General features: G+C 39.8%; 12 protein-coding genes. 8 read left to right on the top strand and 4 right to left on the bottom strand.

Annotation, left to right across the window (positions count from 1 at the left end):
* The first annotated feature begins 177 nt into the window (after window positions 1-177).
* From EDC41_RS02335 to EDC41_RS02345, 3 genes are all read left to right on the top strand, one after another.
* Window positions 178-1,752 (top strand): thiamine/thiamine pyrophosphate ABC transporter permease ThiP, encoded by a 1,575-nt coding sequence (locus tag EDC41_RS02335; protein ID WP_006252268.1) that lies wholly within the window; start codon window positions 178-180, stop codon window positions 1,750-1,752.
* Window positions 1,749-2,399, top strand: a complete 651-nt coding sequence (gene thiQ, locus EDC41_RS02340) for a thiamine ABC transporter ATP-binding protein (RefSeq protein WP_006249541.1) — start codon at window positions 1,749-1,751, stop codon at window positions 2,397-2,399. Before EDC41_RS02335 ends, thiQ begins: the two co-directional genes overlap by 4 nt.
* Before the next feature lie 306 nt (window positions 2,400-2,705).
* Window positions 2,706-4,124 carry a sucrose-specific PTS transporter subunit IIBC gene (locus tag EDC41_RS02345; RefSeq protein ID WP_006252267.1) on the top strand — a complete coding sequence of 473 codons (1,419 nt, stop codon included), beginning with the start codon at window positions 2,706-2,708 and terminating at the stop codon, window positions 4,122-4,124.
* Window positions 4,125-4,239: 115 nt separating this feature from the next.
* Here EDC41_RS02345 and map read toward each other — a convergent pair whose 3' ends face one another.
* Window positions 4,240-5,043, bottom strand: coding sequence for a type I methionyl aminopeptidase (map, locus tag EDC41_RS02350; protein ID WP_006250417.1), 804 nt, complete (start codon window positions 5,041-5,043; stop codon window positions 4,240-4,242).
* Between the two features lie 85 nt (window positions 5,044-5,128).
* On the bottom strand, window positions 5,129-5,794 hold the full coding sequence (locus EDC41_RS02355; protein WP_006252265.1) for a 7-cyano-7-deazaguanine/7-aminomethyl-7-deazaguanine transporter: 666 nt from the start codon (window positions 5,792-5,794) through the stop codon (window positions 5,129-5,131).
* Window positions 5,795-5,986: 192 nt separating this feature from the next.
* Here EDC41_RS02355 and EDC41_RS02360 point away from each other — a divergent pair, with 192 nt between their 5' ends.
* Window positions 5,987-6,676, top strand: a complete 690-nt coding sequence (locus EDC41_RS02360; protein ID WP_006250419.1) for a pirin family protein — start codon at window positions 5,987-5,989, stop codon at window positions 6,674-6,676.
* Window positions 6,677-6,743: 67 nt separating this feature from the next.
* Here the strand turns inward: EDC41_RS02360 and EDC41_RS02365 are convergent, their stop codons facing one another.
* Complete coding sequence (locus EDC41_RS02365; protein ID WP_006252264.1) at window positions 6,744-7,535, bottom strand: D-hexose-6-phosphate mutarotase; 792 nt, start codon at window positions 7,533-7,535, stop codon at window positions 6,744-6,746.
* Window positions 7,536-7,658: 123 nt separating this feature from the next.
* Between EDC41_RS02365 and fbp the strand changes: the two genes are divergently transcribed.
* Entirely contained in the window at window positions 7,659-8,663 is a 1,005-nt protein-coding gene (fbp, locus tag EDC41_RS02370; RefSeq protein ID WP_115262452.1) for a class 1 fructose-bisphosphatase, read from the top strand.
* Window positions 8,664-8,846: 183 nt separating this feature from the next.
* Window positions 8,847-11,012 (top strand): S6 family peptidase, encoded by a 2,166-nt coding sequence (locus EDC41_RS02375; RefSeq protein ID WP_006252263.1) that lies wholly within the window; start codon window positions 8,847-8,849, stop codon window positions 11,010-11,012.
* A 149-nt stretch (window positions 11,013-11,161) separates the two neighbouring features.
* Here EDC41_RS02375 and EDC41_RS02380 read toward each other — a convergent pair whose 3' ends face one another.
* The gene (locus EDC41_RS02380; RefSeq protein WP_006252262.1) at window positions 11,162-11,890 is read right to left on the bottom strand and encodes a helix-turn-helix domain-containing protein; all 729 of its coding nucleotides are present in this window, start codon (window positions 11,888-11,890) and stop codon (window positions 11,162-11,164) included.
* A 209-nt stretch (window positions 11,891-12,099) separates the two neighbouring features.
* Here EDC41_RS02380 and EDC41_RS02385 point away from each other — a divergent pair, with 209 nt between their 5' ends.
* Together EDC41_RS02385 and EDC41_RS02390 are read left to right on the top strand one after the other, a co-directional pair.
* Entirely contained in the window at window positions 12,100-12,327 is a 228-nt protein-coding gene (locus tag EDC41_RS02385) for a helix-turn-helix domain-containing protein (protein ID WP_006248629.1), read from the top strand.
* 14 nt (window positions 12,328-12,341) lie between these two features.
* Window positions 12,342-12,515: a DNA-binding protein gene (locus EDC41_RS02390; protein WP_020831082.1), complete on the top strand. Its 174-nt coding sequence runs from the start codon at window positions 12,342-12,344 to the stop codon at window positions 12,513-12,515.
* Window positions 12,516-12,585 lie beyond the last annotated feature (70 nt).

Here is a 12,585-nt window from a genome sequence, read left to right on the forward strand (position 1 = left end):
ATTAAAAACACGCTAAAAAGCGCAAAAACTCGTCGTATCACCCTGCTAAATAGGGTGTTTTTTAAGCTAACTTAAAAATCATTTGTCGAATATCAAGATTCTAGCACACACTTAAGCGGAAATGTTACAATAATTTCGCTACCACTTCTTTCACTTATATTCTAAATTTGGAGCAATATGCTTAGCACATTAACCAAAACAACCGCATGGTTTATCTACTTTAGTATTATTGCTCTCTATGTTTTTAGTCTATGGGCGTTAATGGACTATCACCAAAATGATACCTTATTTGTTTTTTCCGATATAACGGCCACGGTCGCTTATAGCCTACTTCAAGCCAGCCTCTCTGCGGTAATTTCACTATTTTTAGGCAGCCTACTGGCAAGATCTTTCTTTTATTTGGACTTTAAAGGAAAAAATTTACTCTATAAAACCATTTCGTTTATCTGGGCATTACCCTCACTAGTAATTATTTTTGCGGTAATTGGCGTATTTGGTAACTCAGGCTGGCTAGCCAAACTTTTCCAACAACTCGGTTGGAATTGGCAATTTAATTTATACGGCTTGCACGGCATCATTTTGGCTCACTGCCTGTTTAACATTCCGTTTGTGATGAAATATTATACCGGAGGGCTTCAATTGACTCCAAGCAGTCGCTTTCAGCTTGCGGCTCAATTAAACCTAACAGGTTGGAATTATATCCAAATTGTGGAACTACCGATAATCAAAACTTTGCTGCCTTATATGTTTATGACTGTTTTTCTGGTCTGCTTTACCAGTTTTCCAATCGTATTAATGTTAGGCGGTAGCCCAAAATACAGCACGCTTGAAGTTGCCATTTATCAAGCGGTCACTTTTGAATTTGATTTTGCAAAAGCCCTCATCTTAATTGGGGTACAATTTGTAGTGGGCATTGGCTTACAATTAGTAATGAATTATATCTCGACTTCTGCACTCAAAAAGCTAAAACAGCAACCTAACCGAGTAGAAATTTGGAAACCAAAGCCTACCGGACTGGCTAAACTCGGCTTACAAGCGGTTATTTTTTTGCAAAGTTTTGCAATAATTCTACCGCTTGTCAGCGTCATTTGGGCAGGACTAAGCGTGTCAAAACTCAGTGAGCGTTTGCTCAACCCTACTTTATGGCAAGCTACTCAGTATTCTTTATACTTAAGTTTAATTGCTTCTATATTCGTAATCACAATCAGCTATTTGATTGCACTTGAAGCTCGCCAATTACTCTATGCAAAAGCCAAGCTCAGATATAGCATTCTCACCGCAATCACCCTATTCCCCTTACTTCTGCCGATCTTTTTATTATCGGTTGGTTTGTTTATTTTATTAATGAATAGTGAACTCTCAAGCGAGGCATTACTGCTACTGGTCGGGATATGCAACGGCTTAACATTACTGCCATTTATTTACCCAATGCTTTTCTCCGCAATGTGGAATAGCCTCACCTCGCACGACAAATTAGCACAAGGACTTGGGCTAAAGGGGCTTCGCCGTTGGTGGATTGTGGAAAAAAATCAACTAATTCGACCGCTTGTTACCGTATTTGCGTTAGCAATGTCATCGAGCTTAGGCAGTTTCACCGTCATTGCTTTTTTCGGCAACGCTGATTTCAGCTCACTCCCTTATTTACTCTACCAACAACTTGGTAGCTATAGAACCGAAGATGCTGCCGTTACCGCACTCATTCTGATGTTATTTGCGTTACTACCATTCTTATTCAGCAAGGATAAACTATGATCGAACTGGATCTCCATTTCACTTACGAACAAATGAATATGCACTTTCAGCTTTCTGTCAAAAAAGGCGAACGTATTGCAGTGGTTGGCGAAAGTGGCGCAGGCAAAAGCACATTACTTAATCTAATTGCCGGTTTTGAAAAGGCAGAAAGTCAGCAAAGCCAGCTGTGGCTAAATCAGAAAAATCATCTTGATACCGAAGTTGCACAACGTCCTGTTTCAATGCTATTCCAAGATAACAATATTTTCCCGCACTTAACGGTAGAACAAAACATCGGCTTAGCTTTAGTACCAAGTTTGTCGCTCAATCCGAAACAAAAAGCACAGGTTAAACAAATTGCCACACAAATGGGGATTGAAACCTTCCTTCAGCGTCAAGCCGATCAGCTATCGGGCGGACAAAAACAGCGAGTGGCATTAGCTCGTACTTTGTTGCGGGATAAGCCGATTTTATTATTGGACGAACCCTTCTCCGCCCTCGACCCGCAACGCCGAGCCGAATTACAGCAAATCGTGTTTGACATTTGCCAAAGCAGAAATCTAACCCTGTTAATGGTAACTCACCAACTATCCGAAAGCCTATTTCTATTTAATCGGGTGATAACGGTAGCAGATGGGGAGATTGTTTCTGATCTCTCCCCTCTTTAGCAAAGCAGATCTGCTAGGTTCTAAATGTAGGGACGCCACGCTGGCGTACGCAACGATGTCAATTCCAACAATCTAACGGTGAATGATGTTCCGCACGGATACTAGCGTTATTCATTTTTTTCAGAACTCGCCCCCTACTTTAGCAAAGAGGGGAACTGTAACTAATATTACCTCCCTATTCCGCTATTCTCTTCCCCAAAATGTGATCTACTTCACAAATTTGGAAATATTTTAAATCTTCTCTTTTTTAGCTAAACCGTTTTAGTTAAAATGCAACCGATTATTTTTTATGAAAGGTAAATTCAAATGAACTATCCAAAAATTGCAGAACAAACGATTGCAAAATTAGGTGGCAAAGAAAACATTACCACACTTGCCCACTGTGCAACCCGTTTACGCTTAACCATTGCTGATGAATCCAAAATTGATAAAGAGGCGATTGAAAATATTGAAGGCGTGAAAGGTCAATTCTCTACTTCCGGTCAATACCAAATTATTTTTGGATCAGGCACGGTAAATGAAGTGTATGCCCAAATGCAAAAACAAATGGGTATGGCAGATATGTCCACCTCTGAAGTAGCGGCTGCCGGTGCAGCAAATCAGCCATTACTACAACGTTTGGTAAAAGGCTTAGCCGATATTTTCGTGCCGATCATTCCGGCTATTGTGGCTGGCGGTTTGTTAATGGGTATTCACTCAATGCTAACGGCAGTCGGTTTCTTCTGGGAAGGTGAATCTGTTGTTAGCCGTTATCCGAATATTTCCGATTTAGTTGATTTCATCAACACTATTGCTAACGCACCATTTGTATTCTTACCTGTATTACTCGGTTTCTCAGCTACACGCAAATTTGGCGGTAATCCATTCTTAGGTGCGGCACTTGGTATGTTATTGGTTCACCCGGCACTTGCAGACGGTTGGAACTATGCCAAAACCTTAATGGAAGGTAACATCAAATACTGGAATATTTTCGGCTTAGAAATTGAAAAAGTGGGTTATCAAGGCACGGTTATTCCAACTATCGTTTCGGCTTGGGTGTTAGCAACCCTTGAGAAAACTTTCCGTAAATTTGTGCCAAGCTATTTAGATAACTTGGTGACGCCAATGATGTCATTATTTATCGCCGGTATTTTAGCTTTCACTGTAATCGGACCATTGGGTCGTGAAGCAGGTTCAGCGATTTCAGCAGGCTTAACGTGGTTATATGACAGCTTAGGCTTTATCGGTGGAGCAATTTTCGGTACATTCTACGCTCCAATCGTGATTACCGGTATGCACCAAACCTTTATTGCGGTTGAAACCCAATTATTAGCTGAAGTAGCACAAACCGGCGGTACATTTATCTTCCCGATTGCAGCAATGTCTAACATTGCACAAGGTGCAGCCTGTTTAGGTGTAGCTTTTGCAATGAAAGATGCCAAAGTGCGTGGTTTAGCCGTGCCGTCAGGTATTTCAGCCCTGTTAGGTATCACCGAACCGGCAATGTTCGGAGTAAATTTACGCTACCGCCAAGCCTTTATTGCGGCGATGATCGGTTCAGGTTTAGCCAGTGCATTTATCGCTTTCTTTAATGTGAAAGCAATTGCCTTAGGTGCAGCCGGTTTCTTAGGTATTCCGTCGATTAAACCTGACAGCCTTGCAATGTATTCTGTCGGTATGGTAATTTCATTTGTAGTTGCATTTACCATTTCAGCCATTTGGGTGAAAAAAGCACAAGCGAAATAATCAAAAATAGATCACAAAAAAGGGATTAAGTGTTAGCTTAATCCCTTTTGTTTTTAAACGCCTTAGCTTAACAATGAGTTTCGCAAGCGGTCATTTTTCGCTAAAAATTTGCAAATTAGCTGTTGTGCATAATTCGAGAAATACGCCCTTCGGCAATCTCTTCATCACGAATTGTCAGCACTTCACAGCCGTCTTTGGTAACTACAATTTGATGCTCATATTGTGCGGAGTGGCTGCGGTCTTTGGTTTTCACTGTCCAACCGTCACCCATTAAGCGGACTTCTTTTTTGCCGGCATTCACCATTGGCTCAATCGTAAACACCATTCCTTCTTTTAACACTACACCGCCATCATCGGTAGCATAATGCACTACTTGTGGGTCGCAATGGAATTCAGTACCAATACCGTGTCCGCAATATTCTCGTACTACCGAAAAGCCTTCTTTTTCCACATATTTTTGAATCGCTGTACCAATTTCTTTTAAACGCACCCCCGCTTTCACGGTGCGAATCCCGACATAAAGGGACTCTAGCGTAACCGCCATTAAGCGTTTATCCCGCACACTTGGCTCACCGACTACATACATCATCGAGTTATCGCCATAGTAGCCATCTTTGATAACCGTCACATCGATGTTTAAAATATCGCCTTTTTTCAGCTTTTTGTCATCACTTGGAATACCGTGACAAACGACCTCATTTAACGAAATGCACACCGATTTTGGGAAGCCGTGATAGCCCAAACTGGCTGAAGTTGCCCCATTTGCCAAAATGTATTCGTGACAAATTTTATCTAATTCACCAGTTGTTACGCCCTCTTTCACATAAGGGGCGATCATTACTAAAACATCTGAAGCCAGTTTACAGGCTACTCGTAGTTTTTGAATTTCTTCTTCGTTTCTTAATGGAATATTATTCATTACATTGCTCTCTGCTATATCTGCCATAAAAAGTAAGGGGATTATACCTTTTTTCAGCACAATCCCCAAACCTCAGTTTAGATTTCTACTTTAAATCAAGTTTCTTCATAATGAAATTTAATATCACACCATAAAGCGGTAGAAATAGCAGTAGGCTCACAAAGAGTTTAAACGCATAATCGACCGAACCAATAGTAAACCAATGCTCTGCCATATATTCATCGCTACTTTTATAAAAGGCGACAGCAAAGAATACAAAAGTATCGATTAAAGTACCAAAAATGGTTGAACAGGTTGGAGCAAGCCACCAACGCTTACCTTGTCTTAAACTATTAAATACTAGAACGTCTAATAATTGCCCAACTAAATAAGCTGCAAAGCTAGCCAGTGCAATACGGAAAACAAAAAAGTTGAACTCAGTTAATGCACTAAAGCCTTGAAATTGGGTTTCAAAGAATAAAACGGAAATCACATAGCTTATGACAAGTGCCGGAAACATCACAACAAAAATAATTTTTCTAGCAAGATCTGCACCAAATACACGCACGGTTAAATCGGTCGCTAAGAAAATAAATGGGAATGTTAACGTTCCCCAAGTTGTCGGAAAGCTAAATTCTGTTAGTGGTACTTGAACTTCAAAGCTAATTTGCACTAAATAGTTGCTAATTGCGATGATAAAAATATGGAAAAGTGAAAGTAAAATTAGAGAACGACGTTTGTTCTCATCCGAAAAATAAGTAGTAAAGTTCATATTGTATCCTTTTTCGTTAAATGAAAACTTGAGGTAAGGGAACTCAAGGGGGCATTATTCTATACATTTTCCCATAAAAATCAAGCTCATATTATTTCAAAAAATGAAACAATTAATCTATTAAATTAGGGTTTATCTATTTTTGACATAAAGTAAAATGGCACAACTTAACACTTACATAAGGAATAGATAATGTTACAACTGAGAAAAGCCAATGAACGAGGCGATGGTTCTTTTAGCTGGCTTAAAAGCTACCACACTTTTTCCTTTGCCAATTATTACGACCTAAAACATATCCATTTTTCACATTTACGGGTAATTAACGAAGATTTCATTGCACCTAATCACGGTTTTGGCAAGCACCCGCACGATAATATGGAAATTTTAACTTATATGTTAAAAGGACGTGTGGCTCACGAAGACAGTATGGGTAATAAAACCGAAGTAAAAGCTGGCGAATTTCAAATTATGTCTGCCGGAACCGGGGTTTTCCATTCAGAAATTAATCCAGATCCGAATGAAACCTTACACCTTTACCAGATTTGGATTATCCCAAACCAAAAAGATGTGACCCCTCGCTACAACCAAGATAGATTTGCCCCGAAAGAGGGAGCAACCTTGATTCTTTCGCCAAACGCAGAAGAAGGTTCATTTAAAATTTACCAAGATATGAAGCTGTGGCGTTATCAATACCCAACAGCCAAATCAGAGCAACTGGCATTAGAGCCAAACCGCAGTTACTGGCTACAAGTGGTGAAAGGGAATCTAAACATCAATGGCGTTGAACTTTCCACCAGCGATGCCTTAGGCATTCGTCAAGAGAAAGCACTTGAAATAAACACTCAAGATGACGTGGAATTTTTACTGTTTGATCTAGTGTAAATACAAGAGACAAGCGGTTAAATTTGTAAAAAATATTACTAATTCAGCTGCTTGCTCTCATTAAACATTATCGCACCAAAATTCTCACTCCTAGCGTTTCATTTTGTTGAAGTAAGGTATTTATCCGTGCTGTTTCCACACATACCATATTTTGATACGCCGTTTCTGTCATCGCACTAACGGTATTATGCCAAGGATTCCAAAGTACGGTTTCGGTAGCATTGATATGCTCAACTTTAATGGTGCGCTGATTTGCAAAATCTTGAATAAAATTCACCGCTTGTGCCGGATAAATACAATCCACATTTTCACTTATCTTGCGAGGTGATGGCACTTCAATTTCTTGATTTGTCAATTTATCAAAACATTGTGTTGCTAAGCCTTGTACTTCCGTTTTCGTAATATCACCGACCTGAAAATAAGTATGCAATGCAGCCTGTGCCGGCTCCGGTGCTAAGTGAGTAAAATACAACTCACAGACTTCGCCTAGTATCATCTCGAGTTTTGCCTGATTTTCTAACCCCAAAACAACACGAATCCCATCTGCTGAGGAAGTATGTTCCAGCAAATTCCACGCTTGAATACGGGCTGTGCCGTGAGCAGGCTTTTTGTCTGTACCAAACCAAGGGTGGCAAATCGGAATGCCGCCACGAATCGCCACACCTGTTTGGAAAGGTTCAATTTCACTTAACCATAATACATCTTGCTGAGTATTTTTAGGTTGCCAACTCAGTAACTGCGCACCTTGCAATGCAATTTTAGCCTTCACTTTGGAGTGATTAATCTCTAAAACATCCAATTCATTATATTTTGCTAATGCTATTTCAGGGCTGATCATTTTGATTCGTAGATTATTCATCGTATTGCTCCTCATCTTGAAAGATAAAATGTGAAGTGGATCACAGAATTAAAGCTTAAACCGCTACCTCTTTAAAGGTAATCGTTATAATAAGGGCATTCTAACATAGCGAAGGAGAAAAAAATGAAAACACTCGGCGAATTTATTATTGAAAAACAAGCAGAATACCCAGGGGCAAAAGGGGAATTAAGTGGGATTTTATCTCCTATTCGTTTAGCCGCTAAAATTATTCATCGAGAAATCAACCGTGCCGGTTTAAGTCAAGATATTTTAGGTACTGCAGGTTCTGAAAATGTACAGGGTGAAGCCCAAATGAAACTTGATGTATTCGCCAACGAAACGATGAAAAAAGCGTTACTTGCACGTGAAGATGTTGCCGGCTTTGCATCGGAAGAAGATGATAATTTTGTTGCCTTTGATAATGAGCGTGGGAGAAATGCAAAATATATTTTAATGACCGATCCGCTTGATGGCTCCTCCAATATTGAAGTGAATGTTTCTGTGGGAACAATCTTCTCTATTTACCGCCGTGTCTCCCCTATCGGCACCCCAGTAACACAAGAAGATTTCTTGCAGGAAGGGCGTAAACAAGTTGCCGCCGGTTATGTTACTTATGGTTCTTCAACCATGCTGGTTTACACCACAGGCAATGGCGTGAACGGTTTTACCTATGATCCGTCATTAGGCTTATTTATTCTTTCACACCCTGATCTAAAAACCCCTACCGAAGGAAAATATTACTCCATCAATGAAGGGCAGTATGTTACTTTCCCACAAGGTGTGAAACGCTTTATTAAGTATTGCCAAGAAACCGATGAAGCCATCAAACGTCCATACTCTTCACGCTATATCGGCTCGCTGGTGTCCGATTTCCACCGCAATTTATTAAAAGGCGGTATTTATATTTACCCAACCTCCACCGTATATCCAAAAGGGAAATTGCGTTTACTCTATGAATGCAACCCGATTGCGTTTCTTGCCGAACAAGCCGGAGGAATGGCGACAGATGGTATTAATCCGATTTTAGATATTAAGCCAACAGAGCTACACCAGCGTGTACCGTTCTTTGTCGGTTCAACCTCAATGGTCAAACAAGCGGGCGAATTTATGCAAGAATTTGCAAAATAATGCTCCTGCTTATCACTCAATAAAACTTTCAACAAAGCAGCTGCGTATTCCGTAGCTGCTTTTGCCTATCTTAAGATTGTAAATTTGTATAAAAAACAGGTAAGACCTCTTGCCAAATAAATAATTATCTATAGAATACCCCACCTTTTTACTCCATTAATATTAGCAATTTATTAACATTTTATGATAAATAAAAACTTTCCACTTTCTTACCTTGCCAGCTTTGTGGCATTTGCTGTTAGTTTATCTGCAACAGCCTCTGTTTTCAGAGATGATATCGATCTTCAATACTACCGTGATTTTGCGGAGAATAAGGGTAAATTCACCGTAGGTGCAAGCAATATTGAAATTAAAGATAAAAGTGGCAATACATTAGATGCACTCTTCCCAAATGTACCGATGCCAGATTTTAGTGCTGCAAACCGTAACTTAGGGATAGCAACTCTAGTTGCACCGCAATATTTAGTCAGCGTTGCCCATAATACACAATACAATACTGTGGAATTTGGCGCCCCAGGCACTAATGCCGATGCACACCACTACACTTACAAAGTCGTTGATCGTAACGACTATGGAATTGTTGAAGGTGGGCAACATCAAGATTATCAAGTGCCACGTCTCAATAAATTAGTCACTGAGGTCGCACCTGCAACAGTGACTGATCTGGGTAATAATGCTTCAGCCTACCAAGATAGTAGTCGTTTTACTCACTTTGCTCGCTTAGGCTCTGGTCGTCAAATAGTCAAAAATACCGAGCATAAAGACAACCAAATTTCAACATCTTACCAATATTTAACCGGGGGAGTTCATTTACCAATCGCGGTACATAATTCCGATTACTGGCTAGATTTTAGAGGAAATGCATTAAACAATAGCCCATATGGAGCATTAACTGCATTTGGTACTCGTGGTGATAGCGGTTCAGGTGTGTATGGCTACGATCAGAAAACGAAACGCTGGCTACTACTGGCTACTTACACCTTTGGTACGCCTGCAAACAACTACTACAACCGTGCCGGTATTATCCGTCAGGATTATCACGATAAACAATTTGCCGAAGATATTGCCGGCACATTAACCAATGCGCAACAAAATGCCGTTTTTGAATGGTCTGCACAGGGTAAAGACAGTAGCATTGGTAATAAAGGGAAAAACTTAACGGTTTCGCTTGCTGATCGTTCAATTAAAGACAATAGCGCTTCTCCATTAGGCTATGGTGGCACACCTCAGCTACAACTTCCGCAAGATAACACCGGAAAAACCCTAAACATTGAAGGACAAGATAGCACTATCGTATTAAAAACCGATATTGACCAAGGTGCTGGCGCATTAAATTTCAATGCTAATGCAACAGTTCGCCCTGAAAATGATCAAAGCTGGGTAGGAGCTGGAATTGTAGTGGCAAAAGGTAAACAAGTTAATTGGCAAGTCAAAAACCCACAAGGTGACCGTTTATCTAAATTGGGCAAAGGGACACTACATATTAACGGTAAAGGCGAAAACCTTGGCGACATTAGTGTTGGACAAGGCACTGTCATTTTGAACCAACAAGCGGGTGAAAATGGCAAAAAATCTGCATTTAACCAAGTTGGTATTGTGAGCGGCCGTTCAACCGTTGTATTAAACAGTGCTGATCAAGTCGATCCAAATAAGATTTACTTTGGCTTCCGTGGTGGTCGTTTAGATCTCAACGGCAACAACATTGCGTTTAATCGTATTCAAAATAGTGATGATGGTGCGCGTATTGTTAATAATCACCTACAAAAAGCTGCAACACTCACCATTAATGGCCCGAAGCCCCCTGAAGCAACGGACTTAAAATGGGGAACGTGGAAAGAAAACAGTGCTGATATTTATGAATATATCAACCCACATGCTAATAACCGTACCGATTACTTTACGCTCAAAGGCAATCCAAACCAATATATGCCAACGAATGGCGCAAGTAATGCCCATTGGACCTTCCTGTCTTCTAACAAGGATGCAGCAGTAAAACAAGTACTCGCGCAAAAAGGTCTGGAGCATCGCTACAATAGCTTTAATGGTTTTATTGGCGAAACAGATAACACCCAGCATAACGGTCGTTTGAATGTGGTGTATGATCCAAAAGCCTCTACACCACCGGCAACTGCCTCTGAAGTAACTTGGGGTAAGGGGCTAGTAGCTGGTGCAGATATTTATCTGTTCACCAATCCGAAAACGAAAATTCGGGAATACTTTGCATTAAAAGGTGATCCAAAACAACCTGTTCCTCGCGGTGGCTTAAGCAGCGAGCATTGGGAATTTTTAGTGTGGGGTACTGATCTTTTTTGCATAGAGAGAAAGAAAAAAATTTGGGCGGAAAAATAACGGCGAGCCCCGTGAATACAAGGGTTCGCCGTTATTGTTTGGTTGGAGCTATGCAAAAAACAAAATGAGCAGGATTAGAAAAAAACGAGCAGTTTTTGCGTTATTTTTTGCATAGGTTTGATCGGTTTTAAAACTATTTTAAATCTGTTTTAAACTAAAGAATGCCCGATGTGTACCACTTGCCCGATGATTTGTAGGTTTTGGGCTTGGTCTGCTGTAATCTTTATTAACTCGTACTCTTCTCGGTTGTCTGAAATAAGCTCTACACCGTCCCATAGCAGTTTTACACGCTTAACCCAAACACTGTCGCCGTTTTGTACAATGTAAATATTATTGTCGCCTCGTATCTCATTACGACTTAAATCAACTAGTAGCTGGTCGCCATTATCAATAGTCGGATACATCGAGTCTCCACTTGCCCAAAAAACAGCACACTTCTTGGCATTAACACCAAGCGTATGCAACAAGCTATCAGCATAAGGCTCTTGTCCATCAGGTTTTGTTACACATTCATTAAAGCTCCCAAAGCCTGCAGATACTTTAATAGATGCAAAACTATCAATCATTGAGATTATGTTATTCAAAACGGTGCCTGATAATTCAGATCCTTTGTTTTGCTCTTCAGGTGTAATCTCTCTTACTATGCTATCCTTGATTGCATTTATTCCACTTTTAAATCCGAGTGCTTCTTGGGCTTTACGAGGCAATGAAGTTATGTGATATTCATTCCCCCCACCTTTTACTCCAACTGCATCACGTTTTATCCAGAGTTCTTTTAATGCCTTTCTTGTAATGTTTGTTGCCTGCTTTGGAAGGTCAGGCAAATCCAATTCTTCTAGTTCTTTGGCTGAAAACCAAACTTTATCAAATGATTTCATAATTAACCCCTTCTTAATCAAAAATGATTTTAAAATCAAAATTGATTAAGTTATTTAAAATCAATAGCTTACAAATAGATTTAAAAAAGATTTAAAAAATTTATTAAATCACTATTGATTTAGAAAAGAATAAGTATTATATTTAGTCCTGTAGTTAATCAAGTACGCTAAAGCGTAGCAAATAAACTAAATGTGGAGGATCTCACAAAATGAATAAAAAGAAAAGAGCTCAAGATATGCATAGAGCTGATATTCGAGCTGAATTGATGAAGAAAGGAATAACATTTTCTCAGTTAGGGATTGAGAATGGGCTTTCCAAAACAACAGTAAGAAATGCTCTTGATAAACCTTATAAAAACGGTGAAGAAATTATCGCAAAAGCATTAGGAAAAACGCCAGCCGAAATATGGCCTAGTCGTTACCCTGATGTTGCATAACAAGGATAGCTGTTATGAAAGATTGGTTTAGTGCAAAAGAATTAGCAGGTATTAGTGGCTTATCAAAATACCCAACAAATGTAACTAGACAAGCCAAAAAAGAACAATGGGCAACTCGTCCATTGAAAGGGGTTAAAGGAGGTGGTTTTGAATATCACATTAACTGTAGAAGATCAGACTTGATCTGACAATTCACTCTAAAAAGTGAGAGTTTCCCGTTTAGAATATGAGTGTCAAAAATCAATCTAAACAAAAAGG

The sequence above is a fragment of the Mannheimia haemolytica genome, from assembly GCF_004342115.1.
GTDB classification, from domain to species: Bacteria; Pseudomonadota; Gammaproteobacteria; order Enterobacterales; family Pasteurellaceae; genus Mannheimia; species Mannheimia haemolytica.

Bases quoted from the DNA above. Each gene is read 5' to 3' on its own strand.
- thiQ (WP_006249541.1), top strand. From the start codon at position 1,749: ATGATCGAACTGGATCTCCATTTCACTTACGAACAAATGAATATGCAC.
- EDC41_RS02335 (WP_006252268.1), top strand. From the start codon at position 178: ATGCTTAGCACATTAACCAAAACAACCGCATGGTTTATCTACTTTAGT.
- map (WP_006250417.1), bottom strand. From the start codon at position 5,043: ATGAATAATATTCCATTAAGAAACGAAGAAGAAATTCAAAAACTACGA.
- fbp (WP_115262452.1), top strand. From the start codon at position 7,659: ATGAAAACACTCGGCGAATTTATTATTGAAAAACAAGCAGAATACCCA.
- EDC41_RS02390 (WP_020831082.1), top strand. From the start codon at position 12,342: ATGAAAGATTGGTTTAGTGCAAAAGAATTAGCAGGTATTAGTGGCTTA.
- EDC41_RS02365 (WP_006252264.1), bottom strand. From the start codon at position 7,535: ATGAATAATCTACGAATCAAAATGATCAGCCCTGAAATAGCATTAGCA.
- EDC41_RS02375 (WP_006252263.1), top strand. From the start codon at position 8,847: ATGATAAATAAAAACTTTCCACTTTCTTACCTTGCCAGCTTTGTGGCA.
- EDC41_RS02385 (WP_006248629.1), top strand. From the start codon at position 12,100: ATGAATAAAAAGAAAAGAGCTCAAGATATGCATAGAGCTGATATTCGA.
- EDC41_RS02345 (WP_006252267.1), top strand. From the start codon at position 2,706: ATGAACTATCCAAAAATTGCAGAACAAACGATTGCAAAATTAGGTGGC.
- EDC41_RS02360 (WP_006250419.1), top strand. From the start codon at position 5,987: ATGTTACAACTGAGAAAAGCCAATGAACGAGGCGATGGTTCTTTTAGC.
- EDC41_RS02380 (WP_006252262.1), bottom strand. From the start codon at position 11,890: ATGAAATCATTTGATAAAGTTTGGTTTTCAGCCAAAGAACTAGAAGAA.
- EDC41_RS02355 (WP_006252265.1), bottom strand. From the start codon at position 5,794: ATGAACTTTACTACTTATTTTTCGGATGAGAACAAACGTCGTTCTCTA.